The organism is Clostridium sp. K04 (assembly GCF_019734375.1).
Taxonomy (GTDB): Bacteria; Bacillota; Clostridia; order Clostridiales; family Clostridiaceae; genus Clostridium; species Clostridium saudiense.
The window spans coordinates 1-14,696 of the sequence record NZ_JAASHD010000038.1 but is presented as its reverse complement, the minus strand read 5'-3'; the positions used below and the strand labels follow the sequence as shown (position 1 = coordinate 14,696).

At 27.5% G+C, this 14,696-nt stretch carries 13 protein-coding genes and 2 tRNA genes; 10 read left to right on the top strand and 5 right to left on the bottom strand.

The genetic code is table 11. The features are described from left to right. The first annotated feature begins 156 nt into the window (after positions 1-156). From HCG70_RS14055 to HCG70_RS14045, 3 genes are all read left to right on the top strand, one after another. The gene (locus HCG70_RS14055; protein ID WP_221697890.1) at positions 157-918 is read left to right on the top strand and encodes a DUF1189 family protein; all 762 of its coding nucleotides are present in this window, start codon (positions 157-159) and stop codon (positions 916-918) included. A gap of 70 nt (positions 919-988) precedes the next feature. Further along, a tRNA-Arg gene (locus HCG70_RS14050) sits at positions 989-1,063 on the top strand. A 97-nt stretch (positions 1,064-1,160) separates the two neighbouring features. Continuing rightward, positions 1,161-2,291 (top strand): Card1-like endonuclease domain-containing protein, encoded by a 1,131-nt coding sequence (locus HCG70_RS14045; protein WP_042401183.1) that lies wholly within the window; start codon positions 1,161-1,163, stop codon positions 2,289-2,291. A gap of 408 nt (positions 2,292-2,699) precedes the next feature. Here the strand turns inward: HCG70_RS14045 and HCG70_RS14040 are convergent, their stop codons facing one another. Then, positions 2,700-3,599 carry a phosphatidylserine decarboxylase gene (locus HCG70_RS14040; RefSeq protein ID WP_042401184.1) on the bottom strand — a complete coding sequence of 300 codons (900 nt, stop codon included), beginning with the start codon at positions 3,597-3,599 and terminating at the stop codon, positions 2,700-2,702. Positions 3,600-3,802: 203 nt separating this feature from the next. On the opposite strand from HCG70_RS14040, the gene HCG70_RS14035 reads away from it, so the two are divergent. Next, positions 3,803-4,363 carry a TetR/AcrR family transcriptional regulator gene (locus tag HCG70_RS14035; protein WP_042401186.1) on the top strand — a complete coding sequence of 187 codons (561 nt, stop codon included), beginning with the start codon at positions 3,803-3,805 and terminating at the stop codon, positions 4,361-4,363. 58 nt (positions 4,364-4,421) lie between these two features. On the opposite strand, the gene HCG70_RS14030 is transcribed toward HCG70_RS14035, so the two are convergent. From HCG70_RS14030 to HCG70_RS14020, 3 genes are all read right to left on the bottom strand, one after another. Next, positions 4,422-6,011, bottom strand: coding sequence for an ABC-F family ATP-binding cassette domain-containing protein (locus HCG70_RS14030; protein ID WP_042401187.1), 1,590 nt, complete (start codon positions 6,009-6,011; stop codon positions 4,422-4,424). Between the two features lie 234 nt (positions 6,012-6,245). After that, entirely contained in the window at positions 6,246-6,461 is a 216-nt protein-coding gene (locus tag HCG70_RS14025) for a DUF4351 domain-containing protein (protein WP_055291669.1), read from the bottom strand. Between the two features lie 25 nt (positions 6,462-6,486). Next, positions 6,487-7,134, bottom strand: coding sequence for a hemolysin III family protein (locus tag HCG70_RS14020; protein ID WP_042401192.1), 648 nt, complete (start codon positions 7,132-7,134; stop codon positions 6,487-6,489). Between the two features lie 220 nt (positions 7,135-7,354). On the opposite strand from HCG70_RS14020, the gene HCG70_RS14015 reads away from it, so the two are divergent. The 3 genes from HCG70_RS14015 (at position 7,355) to HCG70_RS14005 (ending at position 9,780) form a co-directional block, all read left to right on the top strand. Then, on the top strand, positions 7,355-7,927 hold the full coding sequence (locus tag HCG70_RS14015) for a DUF1836 domain-containing protein (protein ID WP_198134006.1): 573 nt from the start codon (positions 7,355-7,357) through the stop codon (positions 7,925-7,927). A gap of 3 nt (positions 7,928-7,930) precedes the next feature. Beyond that, a complete protein-coding gene (locus HCG70_RS14010; RefSeq protein WP_055291670.1) occupies positions 7,931-9,622 on the top strand; it encodes an ABC-ATPase domain-containing protein in 1,692 nt (563 codons plus the stop codon). Between the two features lie 83 nt (positions 9,623-9,705). Continuing rightward, positions 9,706-9,780: transfer RNA gene (locus HCG70_RS14005), tRNA-Glu, on the top strand. Between the two features lie 228 nt (positions 9,781-10,008). Here HCG70_RS14005 and HCG70_RS14000 read toward each other — a convergent pair. Beyond that, positions 10,009-11,391: a YjiH family protein gene (locus HCG70_RS14000; protein WP_078061385.1), complete on the bottom strand. Its 1,383-nt coding sequence runs from the start codon at positions 11,389-11,391 to the stop codon at positions 10,009-10,011. Between the two features lie 288 nt (positions 11,392-11,679). Here HCG70_RS14000 and proB point away from each other — a divergent pair, with 288 nt between their 5' ends. The 3 genes from proB (at position 11,680) to HCG70_RS13985 (ending at position 14,615) form a co-directional block, all read left to right on the top strand. After that, complete coding sequence (gene proB, locus HCG70_RS13995; RefSeq protein ID WP_042401204.1) at positions 11,680-12,486, top strand: glutamate 5-kinase; 807 nt, start codon at positions 11,680-11,682, stop codon at positions 12,484-12,486. A 25-nt stretch (positions 12,487-12,511) separates the two neighbouring features. Continuing rightward, positions 12,512-13,756, top strand: a complete 1,245-nt coding sequence (locus HCG70_RS13990) for a glutamate-5-semialdehyde dehydrogenase (protein ID WP_042401208.1) — start codon at positions 12,512-12,514, stop codon at positions 13,754-13,756. A gap of 262 nt (positions 13,757-14,018) precedes the next feature. Continuing rightward, on the top strand, positions 14,019-14,615 hold the full coding sequence (locus HCG70_RS13985) for a vancomycin high temperature exclusion protein (protein WP_042401211.1): 597 nt from the start codon (positions 14,019-14,021) through the stop codon (positions 14,613-14,615). Positions 14,616-14,696 lie beyond the last annotated feature (81 nt).

The following is a 14,696-nucleotide window of genomic DNA, read 5'->3' as shown; positions in this document are numbered from 1 at the left end:
TATTAATAATATTTGACTAATTTTCCAATTTTAAACCTATAATTAGTAAATTTACAAAAAGTACATAAGAAAATATTGAAAATATGATATACTTAAAAGGTATAGGGGATTGTTAATTTAGAAGGTTTTAGAGAATAAAGGAGCGATAATATAAAAATGAGAAATAAATTTATTTTTAGCATAAATCCTAAGAAATATGTTTATTTAAATAAAGAAAAATTGAGTAAAGCTTTTTTGTATGTTTTATTATTATCCGTAATTATAGGGATTGTTCAAGGTGTAATGGGAGCAGTATTAATATCAGGAATAGAAAAAACTACTAAAATGATTTTAGAAGAAGATGAAGTGCAATTTGAAATGAAGGATGGAGTTTTAGATTTTAAAAACTCACCTTTAAAGGAAGAAGAAGGTCAGGCTTTATTATATATTGATACAAATAAAGATATAGATGATTTAGATTCTCTAAGAAGCATTACAGTTCATAAAGATACAGTGACTGTATTACTAAGGGATGGATTTATGGTTAAGAGTGGTTCAGAAAGTGTTACTCAAAAATATTCTGATTTAGGATTAGATTTAATCAACTTTAATAATGATTTTGTTATATCGATTATTGAAAAACTTGATATAGTAAAATATATAATAATACCTATTATGATAGTAGTTAATTTTGTTCAATTATTAATGTATGCATTATTTATATCACTAATGGGAATTTTAAGTAACCTAATTTCAAATAGAAAAATGTATTATAATAGGGTATTTAATTTAGCCTTATATTCAGTTACATTGCCAACGATAATTAATTTAATATTCCCAATAGGAGTATATTCAATTTTAATTGGAGGAATTATATTAATGTTTGGATTAAGTTTTATTAATGATAATTACTTAAAACAAACTATTGATAGGGAATAATTACAATATAAATTGTTTTATTTCTTGAAAAATTAATTTATTTGTGTTAACATAGATTTGTTAACACCATGGAGCGTTAGTTAAACGGATATAACACGCCGCTACGGACGGCGCATTAAGGGTTCGATTCCTTTACGCTCTGCCATTTAAGAACTATTGAATTTCAATAGTTCTTTTTTTGATTAAATTTCATCTTGCTAGGAAAACTAAGAATATAGTTTGAATAAAGAGGTATTAAAAATATGATCAATATTTTAATAAGTCAAATTGATGAACATAATGAAAGTAATATATTAGCAACAAAAGAGTTTAATCCTGAGGTAGTTTATCTTATTAAAGATAAATCATATGAAGATAAGGTTGATACATTAAAGAATTATTATGAAAATAATTTTAAAAATGTTAAGTTAGAACTATTTAATGTTGAAGAGGGAAATAATAAAGCTTTAGAAAAAATAATAGACAATGTAAAAGACAAGAATATAATAGTAAATTTAACTGGTGGAAAAAGAGTAAATTCATTAATTTTATTAGATATTTGCTTAAAAATGAAAATTAAAGCATTATATATTGATATTAAGAAAAAGGTTATGTATGAATTTAATAATAATGATATTTTAATTTCTAGTAAAAGTTTTGAGGATTTAGAAATTGATGATATAGTAAAGGCTTCAGGTGGAATGATTGTTGAAGATGCTTCGCAATTATGTAATAAAAAAGATTTAATATATTTTTCTGAACAAATATCAAAGAATTTACCATTATGGCATGAATATAAACAAAAATTATATGAAGCAAGTATATTTGAGCATGATTCTAATAATCAGCAAAGAATATATATACATACAGATAAATTAGATGAAAAAGAAAAAAAATTGTTAAATAAAGTGTTAGAAAAACTTGAAGAAATGAAAGAAATAACTCTAAATAAAAGTAATAATAAAATAACAGTGGATTTTTTAAATAATTATATAAAAGCATTTATTTTTAAAAGTGGAACATGGTTAGAAATAGAAACTAATAAGCTTATTAATAAAATAGAAGAAATAGATGAATCTAAAAATGGCGTTATGTTTTTATGGAATGATGATAATAAAAGTGTTAGAAATGAAGTTGATGTAGTAGCAGTAAAAGATTCTGTACCTATTTTTATTTCTTGTAAAGATAGTGATAAATATAATGAAATGGCCCTAAATGAATTAAATGTTTATGCTTCAAAGTTTGGTGGAGAAAATTCATATAAATTCTTGGTAGCAACAAAAGAGCCAATAAAATCTCCAGTAAGCATAAGAGCAAAAGAAATGGGAATCCACCTAATAATCTTCGACGGAGACGAAGATAAATTTATACGAACAATTAAAGCTATAATTTAGCTTGAACGTGTAATTACGAAAAAAAGAAGATATTATCTTTGTGGGAATTAGTGAAATCTCGCCTTGAATTTATATGGTTACTTTCATAAAGTTTTCTAAAGATTATAAACTCACCTATCGGCTCAAACATATAATCTTCTTAACGTAAACTTTATTCCAGTAACTATTAAATTCTACGGCTCGATTTCAATATTCCCTTCAATATAATATCTTCTTTTTTCTATATATACATAGTAAACTAAATTATTGCTAGAATTACCATACCACTACTTGTAGTATAAGAATTAACTGACAAGAAGAAGTTTATGTTTAAGTTAGTTCAATATGATAATAAAGAAAAAATAAATGAATTATTGGAAGGAAAATTATATTAATTCCTGGAGATAATCTATTTATTTTTTTGTTTTACTATGATGAATAACTAAATTTTTCACCAATTTTTTCTCCCATGTTGACTTTGGTTTCGAAGCCAAAGGAAGATTGAAGTAAAATATCATCGTCTATGGTTACTGTATTCTTTTTGAAGAATAAAATTGTTGTTGATCCACCAAATTTGAAGTAGCATTTTTCATCACCTTTTTTAACCTTTTGATTAGGTGTATAGCTTTGGATTATAGAACCAACACAAGTAGCACCAACTTCAACATGAATTACATCACCAAAATTTTTAGAGTGGAAAATTGACCATTCTCTTTTATTTTGACAATATAATTTAGGAACTCTCTCTAATGCTGTAGGATTAACTGAATAATAATTTCCAAGAACCTTATTTGAAGCTTCAATAGTTCCATTATCTATAAAGTGCAATCTATGATAATCAGTAGGGCATAATCTTAAAACTAAGCAAACACCACCATTATATTCTTTTGCAATTTCATCATCTTGAATTAATTCAGACAAGCTGTATGTAATTCCCTTTACTTGGATTAGTTCATTTATATCAATATTAGTATGGGCCATTAAACGTCCATCACCAGGAGAGATTAATATATTTTTATTAGTATTAATCGGTCTAGCTTCTTTTGTAAGCTTTCTAATAAAAAAATCATTAAAGCTTTTAAAGTCAGAAGGAATGGTTGGACACATATCCATATCAATATTAAAACTTGAAATAAAAGAAGGAATTTTTTTTCTACTTAATTTACTATCACAATATAATCCATATAGTTTTGAAAATATCTTTCTTTTAACAAATAGTTCTACAAAACCTTTGCCAATTGGAGATTCATATGCCCAATTAATATATTTTTCTCCAGCTACTGCTTCTGTATCGTATTTATTTGTTCTTCTATTATAAATTTGTATCATTTAATTACCTCGTATTATTTTTTATAATTAATAAAATAATATTAATTATCGTAAAGATATATTTAATTACTATTATATAATATATTAACATATTTTATTTTAATAGTTTATTAACATTAATATAAAGAAAAAATATTTGAAAGAAAAGATATAAAATAATAGAATAAACTTATAAAATATAGTTCGTGATATGGAGGAATAAGATGAGTTTGGAAATAAAAATAGTAAATGCAACAATAGATATTTTTAGAGAAAAAGGTGTTAAATTTACTATGGATGATTTGGCCAATAGACTTGGGGTTAGCAAACGTACATTATATGAGAATATAGATAGTAAAGAAACACTTTTGAATTTACTGGTAGATGAAGTATTTGATTCGGTAACTGAAAAAGGAAAAGAAGTAATTAATGATGACAGTATTGGAGACTTAGAAAAATTAAAGAGGGTACTAACTATTTTGCCAACATCTTACGATACTATAGATTATACTAAAATACATGAAGTAAAAAAGTTCTATCCTAAAATATATGAAAAAATCATATATAGATTAGATTTGACTTGGGAACAAACAGATGAATTAGTTAAGAAGTGTATTAATGAAGGATTAATTAAAAAAGTTAATATATATCTTATGAAGAGTATACTAACAGGAAGTATGAGAATTTTATTAGAAGATAATAAATTAAGAGAAGAAAAAATAGATTACTCTGAAACAATGAAGAATATTGTAGATATAATGTTTGATGGATTAGCAATTAAATAAATAAAAAGTCATAATAAAGGAGCCTATAATTTAGACTCCAATATAATGACTTTTTTTATTATTCAGCGAATTTTTCTAAGAATTCATCGTAAGACATTGATCTATCGAAAATAGATCCATCATCATTTACTCTTATAATTCTATTTGCAACTGTTTGAACGAATTGATGGTCATGAGAAGCAAATAAAACATTACTGTTATAATCTTTTAATCCATTATTTACAGCTGTAATTGATTCAAGGTCTAAGTGGTTAGTAGGACCATCTAAAATTAATACATTTGCATTAGAAAGCATCATTCTAGAAAGCATACATCTAACCTTTTCTCCCCCAGATAATACGTTAGCTTCTTTTAAAGCTTCTTCTCCAGAGAATAACATTCTTCCTAAGAATCCTCTAATATAACTTTCAGATTTTTCTTCAGAGAATTGTCTTAACCAGTCAACTAGGCTTAATGAACAATCATTAAAGAATTCAGAGTTATCTTTAGGGAAGTAAGCAGTAGTTATAGTGATACCCCATTTGAATTCACCAGCATCTGGTTCCATTTCTCCATTGATAATCTTAAATAAAGTAGTGATTGCAATTTCGTTACCAATAAAAGCAATTTTATCTTCTTTATTTACTCTGAAGCTTACGTTATCTAGAACTTTAACTCCATCAATAGTCTTAGATAAGCCTTCAACTACTAATATATCATTACCAACTTCTCTTTCAGGTTTAAATCCAACGAATGGATATCTTCTGCTTGATGGTTGAATATCATCTAAAGTAATTTTATCTAATAACTTCTTACGAGATGTTGCTTGCTTAGATTTAGAAGCATTAGCACTGAATCTTGCAATGAAGTCTTGTAATTCTTTAATTTTTTCTTCTTTTTTCTTATTTTGATCTTTAGCCATTTGAGTAGCTAATTGACTTGATTCATACCAGAAATCATAGTTACCAACATATAATTTAATCTTACCAAAGTCAACGTCAGCCATGTGAGTACAAACTTCGTTTAAGAAATGTCTATCATGTGATACAACTATAACTGTTCCTTCAAAGTCACCTAAGAAGTTTTCAAGCCATTTAATTGATTTTATATCTAAGTGGTTAGTAGGCTCGTCTAGGATTAATATTCCTGGGTTACCGAATAAAGCTTGAGCAAGTAATACTTTAACCTTTTCAGCACCAGTTAATTCAGACATTAATTTGTAGTGAGCATCAGTTCCGATTCCTAATCCTTGTAATAAAGATGATGCTTCTGATTCTGCTTCCCAACCGTTTAATTCAGCAAATTCACCTTCTAATTCAGCAGCTTTAATTCCGTCTTCATCTGAAAAGTCTGGCTTAGCATATAAAGCATCTTTTTCCTTCATTATAGTATGTAATCTTTCATTACCCATTATAACTGTTTCTAAAACAGGGAATTCATCATATTTGTAGTGGTCCTGATTTAAAACAGACATTCTTGTATTTGGAGCAATTACAACTTCACCAGTATTTGGCTCAACTTCTCCAGATAATATTTTTAAAAATGTAGATTTACCAGCACCATTAGCACCGATAACACCATAACAGTTACCAGGAGTAAATTTTATATTAACATCTTCAAATAATTTACGAGACCCGTATCTTAAACTTACATTTAAAACATTTATCACTCAACATACCTCATTTCATTTATTATTCTTTCGATATTATAACATAAAAATTTTAACTTTGTATTAAAATATACAATAAATAAACTAGTGAATTAGTGAGAAATTTACAAAAAAAATCATTGTAAAAATTTTATATACAAAAAATGATTTATTAGCATAAAAAAGAAGGGGGAAATTAAGTATGTAAAAATAAAGAAAAATGCTTATAATAAAAGAGATTATAAGCATTTTTCTTTATAAAAAGTATTTATTTAAATCTTCAAAAGTTTTTATATTAAATATATCTAAAGCAATATTAATAACTTCATTGTTTTCTAAGGATTCTAGTTTATCAATATATTTTTCAGAAAGTGTTCCTAGTCTGTGTGTTAGTAGTTGCATTAATAATAAATGTTGACCACGCTCTATTCCGGCTTCAACGCCTTCTTCGTAAGAATCAAAACTAAACATATAATATAAACCTCTCTTATAAAAATTATATTACATAAGTAAAGACACAGATAAAGTGACTTAAACTTCCTAGTAATATGAAGATATGAAATATTTCATGGAATCCCCATTTACCAATTCTTAATTTTTCGGGTTTAACTCCATAAATTACACCACCAATTGTATAAAGAACACCACCAAGTACTAGCCAAAATAAGCTTATTCCAGGTAATACTGCTGTTAATGGTTTTATCATAAATAAAGCAGCCCAACCCATTCCTATATACATTGCAGTTTGAAGCCATCTAGGACAATCAAACCAGCAAAGTTTAAATGTAATACCAAGCACAGCTATAGTAACCATTATTATAAACATTGTAATTCCTAATTTACCGCCTATAGAAATTAAACAAAATGGAGCATATGAACCAGCAATTAAAACAAAAATCATTGAATGATCTAGTTTTTGAAAAATTGAAATAACTTTTTCGTTTGAAGTTATCCCATGATACGTTCCAGAAGTTGTATATAAAAGAATTAAACTAATTCCAAAAATAATTACAGATAATATGGCAGTAGTTGTTGGATTAGATGATATTACCTTAGCTAGCATAGCAATTAAAGCAATTAGTGATAATCCAGCACCAGCAAGATGAGTTATAGCATTAATAGGTTCCCTTAATTTTTTGTACATATAAAAAAACACCTCTCAATTCAATAAGTAGTTTTCAAAACTACATGATATTATATTAATATTATTTGTTATATGTGCAGTATAGTCAAAGTTTATTTTAGGAGATTTAAGGAAATTATCAGTAAATACATCTGTTTTTCTTGCAAATATTAGAAAATACTATTATTATTAAAATATAATAGTGATAACAAGTAGTTTTCAAAACTATATGGAGGATGTTATGGATATAATAGAAATATTAAATAGTTTACCGTTAGAAAGTAATATTAAGTTAGATGAAGTACCTGAAATAGATTTATATATGGATCAAGTAATACAATTGTTTGAATCAAAATTAAGCAATCAAAAAAGAAATGATGATGAAAAAATATTAACAAAGACAATGATTAATAATTATGCTAAAGGGAAGTTATTATTGCCAATAAAGAATAAGAAGTATTCAAAAGAACATATTATATTAATGTCTTTAATTTATAATTTAAAAGGAGCTTTATCAATAAATGATATTAAGCTTTCATTAGATAAAATAATAAGTAAATCAGAAGATGGGAATTATCCATTAAGAGAATTATATTCGAGCTTTTTAAAAGAGTGTGCTAATGATGAAAGTAATTTTAAAATAGATGTAAGCACAAGATTTGAAAATATAAGCAATATAGTTGACGGAAATGAAAAATTAGATGGAGATTTTGAAAAGAAATTTTTACTATTATGCTCTCTAGTAAATATGAGCAATATGTATAGAAGGATGAGCGAAAAATTAATTGATGAATTTTTTACTGAACAGGAGTAATATATGAGAAATTCAAGTGATTTAAAAAGAGAATTAGATAGAATTGATGGTCGTGGATATAAATCATATAAGGATTTAGAGGGACAATATAGTTTTAATAATTATATATTGAGTATAGACCATGTTCAAGGAGACCCATTTGCATCACCATCAAGAGTAAGAGTGATAGTAAATAGACACTTCAATAAATTTCCTGGGGAATTATTTGACGAAAAATATAAAACAGTAGCATTATGTGATTTTTTAACTAGATTATTTAGTAAAAATATTTATAAATATGGAGAAAAAATATTTGGATCAGGAAAAAGTGGACTTATAGAAATAAGTAGATGTCCACAACAAATATTAGAAAGAACTTCAGTAATAATAGATAACGAAAAAATAGAGGCAAGATTTTACGTTGGATTCCCTGCTAAGGGAAGAAGTGTATTATCAAGAGAATTAGAAAAGATATTATTTAATGTTTTACCTAATATAGTTGAAAATACATTGATTTATAATAAAATAAACACTAAAGCTTTAAGTGATAGAATAAAATTAGTTGAAGATCAAGAATTTATAAGAAATGAGCTTGAAAATAGAAATCTTGTTGCTTTTGTTGGTAATAATTCTATATTACCAAGAGAAAGTGGAGTTTCACAAAAACCTTTAAAAGATGGGAAAAAGTTTATTTCACCTAAAGAATTGGAAGTAGAATTTAGTACACCAAATAGAGGGATAATTAAAGGTATGGGTATACCAAAAGGAATAACTCTAATAGTTGGAGGAGGATATCATGGTAAATCAACATTGCTTAGGGCATTAGAGCTTGGTGTATATAATCATATAGAAGGTGATGGTAGAGAGTTCGTTATTACAGATGATAGTGCATTAAAGGTTAGAGCTGAAGATGGAAGAGCAATAACTAAAACAGATATATCATTATTTATCAATAACTTACCTAATGGAAAAGATACTAAGAGTTTTTATACTGAAAATGCAAGTGGAAGTACATCACAAGCTGCAAATATCATTGAAGGAATTGAAAGTGGAACAAAGCTATTTTTAATTGATGAAGATACATCAGCAACTAATTTTATGATTAGAGATAGAATAATGCAACAGCTTGTAGCTAAAGATAAAGAGCCAATAACTCCTTTTATTGATGTAGCAAAGAGTCTTTATAACGAAAAAGGAATATCTACTATATTAGTTGCAGGAAGTTCAGGAGACTTTTTTGATATTGCAGATTTAGTTATTCAAATGGATAATTATGAACCTTTTGAGGTTACTGAAAAGGCTAAGTCTTTAAGTAAGGGATCAACTGAACATAATAAAGATTTAAATATTGATATTAATTTTAATAGGGTAATTCTTAAAGGAACAATAGAAAGTGGACCTAAAGGTGTAAAGATAAAAACATTAGGTAAGGATGGAATTTCTATTAACAGAGAAAATATAGATTTACGTGCTGTGGAGCAAATCGTAGATAGTGAACAATTAAATACTATTGGAGCTATTATGAAATATGTTGAAAATAAATTAATGGGAAAGGATTTAACATTAATTGAAATAACAGATAAAATAATTGAAGAATTAAATAAGAATCTTATTAACATTGATAATATTAAAGGTGGACATGGAAGCTTGGCTATGGTAAGAAGGCAAGAAATTATATGTGCATATAATAGATATAGAAAAATAAAAATAAAATAATTTTGAATAAATGGAAAAAATATCTAGCATATTTTTAAGATATATGGTAATATTAATATTGTTAAGTTAATAATTAACAATATGGCTTGTTGGTCAAGAGGTTAAGACGTCACCCTCTCACGGTGAAATCAGGGGTTCGATTCCCCTACGAGTCACCATTATCAAGGATTAGGGAGTTAAACAATTTTGTTTGCTCCTTTTTTTTATTTGATAGAGTATCCGTTGTAACACTCCCACATATTTAGATAGGAAATAATAGCAGATATGATTCTAGACTAGGTGATATTAGGGTGTAACGAATTTTAACCTTAAGGTGGAAATAAAGCTCTATTTTAAGGTTAGAATTCAGTTTATAAAAAAAGCTGCCAATATGGCAGCTTAAATATCTAATATATAAAGTTTGCGATTAGAACTATAACTGGTAAAGTTATTAATGTTCTTTCAATAAATATTATAATTAATTCTTTTATATTTACTGGAATTTTAGAACCAAGTAAAACTCCACCAACTTCAGACATATATACAAGTTGAGTTACAGAAACTGCAGCAACTATAAATCTTGTCATTTCACTAGTTATTGTTGTTGAAGCAACAACTGAAGGAAGTAACATATCTGCAAATCCAACAACTAATGTTTGAGAAGCTTGAACGGCTTCAGGTACTTGTAATAATTGAAGTATTGGAATAAATGGTACTCCAAGGATTTTAAATAGTGGAGTGTAAGTAGCTATTATAAGAGCTATTGTTGCCATACACATAACAACAGGAAGAACTCCAACCCACATATCTAAGACATTCTTAGCACCATCAGCAAAAAATTCTTTTATACTAGAATTCTTTCTTGCTTTTGTTATAGCTTGTTCATATCCCCATGATAAAGATGTATATCCTTCAGGAATAGATTCATCTATTTTATTAGTTTTACCATTATAATATGTATCTTTCTTTTTTGATAAAGGATATATTCTTGGTACTATTACGGCTGCAACTATTCCAGCAAAGGTAACAGTTAAATAAAATGGTACAAATATATTTCCAAGACCAACAGTATTTATTACTACTAAGCTAAATGTAATTGAAACTGCAGAGAATGTAGTACTTATAGTTGCAGCTTCTCTTTCAGTATAAAATCCATCTTCATATTGTTTATTAGTTAGCATTATTCCTAAAGTACCATCACCTAACCAAGAAGTAATACAGTCAATTGAAGAACGACCAGGTAATTTAAATACAGGTCTCATTATTTTAGTTAATAATGATCCAAAGAACTCTAATAGACCAAAGTTAAGTAATAACGGTAAGAATAATCCTGCAAATAAGAATATAGAAAATAATACAGTTAAAAGATCATTCAATACAAAAGCACCAGTATCACCGCTTATTATCATTTGAGGACCTATTTGGAATGCAGCAAGAACCCCAAATATACCACCTAATACTCTAGAAACTAACCATAGTGGTGTAGTGGTAAATAATGAGCTTAAAATCTTATTGTTAGTGATAAATTTAGGCTTAACAATTGTTGCTATTAAACTAAGTATAGCTGAAATAGCCATTGTACCTGTAATTATATATACTAAATATTCACCAAGAAAATTTACTAACATTCCAGAAAAAATAGCTATTGGAATTGTTACATCACCTTCATATTTTATTGGAATCATAAATAATAAGACACCAATTATAGAAGGAATGATGAATTTTAAATTATCTTTTAAAGTAAATTTACTTTTATTATCATCAAATGGTTTTAATTTTGAAACTTCCATTTTTTCTCCTTTATACATAAAAATTTATAATTATTCATCTATATTCATTCTAAATGCAAAAATATTAAAAATCAATATTTTTAATGCATAAAAATTAAAAAAAGGACTGGAAATTTTAATTTTTATGCAGATATATTAAATTTTATGTATTTTTTATTCAAGTATATAGAAGGTAATTATTTAATAAGGAAGCAAAGAGAATAAATGTAAAGGAAGTTTTTATGGTAAATAATAATAAAGATAATTATAATAGAGAGATAACAGTCTAAGGTTCAGGAGATGATTAAGGTGAATTATAGGGAACAGATTAAAGAATGCAGTAGAATAGTAGTTAAAGTAGGAACGTCAACACTTACTTATGATAATGGAAATATAAATTTAACAAGAATAGAAAAGTTGACAAGAGTACTATCAGATTTAATGAATTCTGGAAAAGAAGTTGTGTTAGTTACATCAGGAGCAGTTGGTGTTGGAGTTAACAAGCTTAAATTAAAGGAGAAACCAAAGAGTATAAAAGAGAAACAAGCAGTAGCTGCAGTAGGTCAGTGTGAGCTTATGCATATATATAGTAAGTTTTTTGGAGAATATAGTCATGTTGTTGGGCAAGTGTTATTAACAAGAGATGTTGTTGAGGATGATCATATAAGAGAAAATGTTGTTAATACATTTGAAACTTTATTAGAAAATGGAATAATACCAATAGTTAATGAAAATGACACAGTTGCCATAGATGAAATAGAAAATATAGTTAGATTTGGTGATAATGATAATTTATCTGCAATAGTAGCTCAATTAGTTTGTGCAGACTTATTAATTATACTATCTGATATAGATGGATTTTATGATTCAGATCCAAGAAAAAATCCAGATTCTCAGCTTATAAAAACAGTAGAAGAAATTACACCTGAGCTAGAAGCATGTGCAGGTGGTGCTGGAAGTTCGCTTGGAACTGGAGGAATGGCTACAAAGTTAACAGCAGCTAAAAGAGCTACAAGTGCTGGATGTAATATGGTATTAGCTAATGGTGATAATCCATCAATATTAATGGACATTACATCAGGTAAAGAGATTGGAACATTATTTATAAAGAAATAAGAATGTAGAGAGGAGTTAAGTAATAATGAATGAATTAATTATTAAAGGAAAAAAAGCTAAAGAAGTATCTTTCATACTAGGAAATTTAAGTACTGGAGAAAAAAATAATGGATTAAATGCTATGGCTGATTTTTTAGTTAATAATAAGGAAGAAATTATTAATGCTAATAAAATTGATTTACAAGCAGCAATAGAAAAAGGTACATCTAAATCTATGCTTGATAGATTAGCTTTAAATGAAGAAAGAATAGAAGGAATGGCAAATGGATTAAGACAAGTTTCTGCACTTCCAGATCCAGTTGGAGAAGTCTTAGGAATGTGGACTAGACCTAATGGATTGCAAATAGGTCAAAAAAGAGTTCCTTTAGGAGTTATAGGAATAATATATGAGGCAAGACCAAATGTAACAAGTGATGCAGCAGGATTATGCTTTAAAGCTGGTAATGCAGTTATTTTAAGAGGTGGAAGTGAAGCTATTAACTCTAATAAGGCTATAGTTAAGGTTTTAAGAGAAGGACTTAAATCTATAGATCTTCCAGAAGATGCAATTCAATTAGTAGAAGATACTAGCAGAGAAGTAGCAACTGAAATGATGAAATTAAATGAATATATAGATGTTTTAATTCCAAGAGGAGGAGCAGGGCTTATTCAAGCTGTAGTCAGAAATGCAACTGTACCAGTAATTGAAACTGGAACAGGTAATTGTCATATATATGTTGATGAATTTGCAGATTTTGAAATGGCTAAGAATATTGTATTAAATGCAAAGACTTCAAGACCATCTGTATGTAATGCTGCTGAAAAGTTATTAGTTCATGAAAAAATAGCTAAGGAGTTTATGCCAATTATTTTAAAAGCTTTAAGAGATAAAGAAGTTGAGGTTAGAGGTGATGAAACATCTATAGCTTATGATTCTTCAATAATAAAGGCTAATGACGAAGAATGGTATAATGAATATTTAGATTATAAAATTGGAGTTAAGGTAGTAAAGAATATAGATGAAGCAATAAGCTTAATTAATCACTTTGGTTCAGGTCATTCAGAAGCAATAGTTACTAAAGATTACGAAAACTCACAAAAATTCTTACAGAAGGTAAATGCAGCTGCTGTTTATGTAAATGCATCAACTAGATTTACAGATGGAGAAGAATTTGGATTTGGAGCAGAAATAGGAATCAGTACACAAAAGCTTCACGCAAGAGGCCCTATGGGACTTAAAGAACTTACAACTATTAAATACATTATCTACGGAAACGGACAGATAAGATAAGTGAGCCTCCAAATTTTAATTTGGTCAGGCGAACTTACTCAGCCGACATAAGGAGGCAGAGTTTCAATAAACGCCTCCAAATTTTAATTTGGTTAGGCGAACTTACTCAGCTGACATAAGGCGGCAGAGTTTCATTTGTGATATTTCATTAAAAATATGTAGAAAATCAGTTAATTAGGAGTTTTTATCTAAAAAACAATGTACAAATTTTGAAATCAATACATATCATATAGTAGAAGAAATAGTCGAGAAGGAATAATATATGGCCTATGTATTGATTTTTTGTTTAATAGTAGCGCTAATTGTTCTTAGCATATTTGTAGTAATGGACATGTATGGCAATAAGTACATTTTAGACATGAAAGACCTTCCGATAGATTGTGATACAGTAATTATTTTAGGTGCTGGTATAAGACCTGATGGAAATCCTTGTGATTTATTGGCAGATAGGTTAGATACGGGTGCTAAAGTATATGTAAGAAGAATATGCAAAACTATTTTGTTAACTGGTGATAATAGTGGTGAGAATCACAATGAACTTGCTGTTATGAAAAACTGGATTATGAAAAATTACACTGAAGAGAATATTAGAGAATCAGATTTATTAATAGATAATTGTGGTTTTTGTACTTATGATAGTATGAAGAGGGCAAAGAATATATTTAATATTAATAGAGCTATAATATCAACTAATAGATATCATTTGCCAAGAGCCATATTTATTGCAAGAAGATTTGGAATTGAAGCATATGGGATAGCCTCTGATATGAGGGAATACGATAGAATGAAGAAATATAAGAGAAGAGAGCGTTTAGCTCAAATTAAAGATTTCTTTTTATGCCTTATAAAGATATATTAATGTAGGGAAAGTAGATAGATTTGTGTAAAAAACAAATCTATCTACTCTTTTTTTGTATGATTAGTTGGTAGATTTGGAATA

Coding starts and splice junctions, on each gene's coding strand:
- HCG70_RS14055 (WP_221697890.1), top strand. CDS start 157: ATGAGAAATAAATTTATTTTTAGCATAAATCCTAAGAAATATGTTTAT.
- HCG70_RS14045 (WP_042401183.1), top strand. CDS start 1,161: ATGATCAATATTTTAATAAGTCAAATTGATGAACATAATGAAAGTAAT.
- HCG70_RS14040 (WP_042401184.1), bottom strand. CDS start 3,599: ATGATACAAATTTATAATAGAAGAACAAATAAATACGATACAGAAGCA.
- HCG70_RS14035 (WP_042401186.1), top strand. CDS start 3,803: ATGAGTTTGGAAATAAAAATAGTAAATGCAACAATAGATATTTTTAGA.
- HCG70_RS14025 (WP_055291669.1), bottom strand. CDS start 6,461: ATGTTTAGTTTTGATTCTTACGAAGAAGGCGTTGAAGCCGGAATAGAG.
- HCG70_RS14020 (WP_042401192.1), bottom strand. CDS start 7,134: ATGTACAAAAAATTAAGGGAACCTATTAATGCTATAACTCATCTTGCT.
- HCG70_RS14015 (WP_198134006.1), top strand. CDS start 7,355: ATGGATATAATAGAAATATTAAATAGTTTACCGTTAGAAAGTAATATT.
- HCG70_RS14010 (WP_055291670.1), top strand. CDS start 7,931: ATGAGAAATTCAAGTGATTTAAAAAGAGAATTAGATAGAATTGATGGT.
- HCG70_RS14000 (WP_078061385.1), bottom strand. CDS start 11,391: ATGGAAGTTTCAAAATTAAAACCATTTGATGATAATAAAAGTAAATTT.
- HCG70_RS13990 (WP_042401208.1), top strand. CDS start 12,512: ATGAATGAATTAATTATTAAAGGAAAAAAAGCTAAAGAAGTATCTTTC.
- HCG70_RS13985 (WP_042401211.1), top strand. CDS start 14,019: ATGGCCTATGTATTGATTTTTTGTTTAATAGTAGCGCTAATTGTTCTT.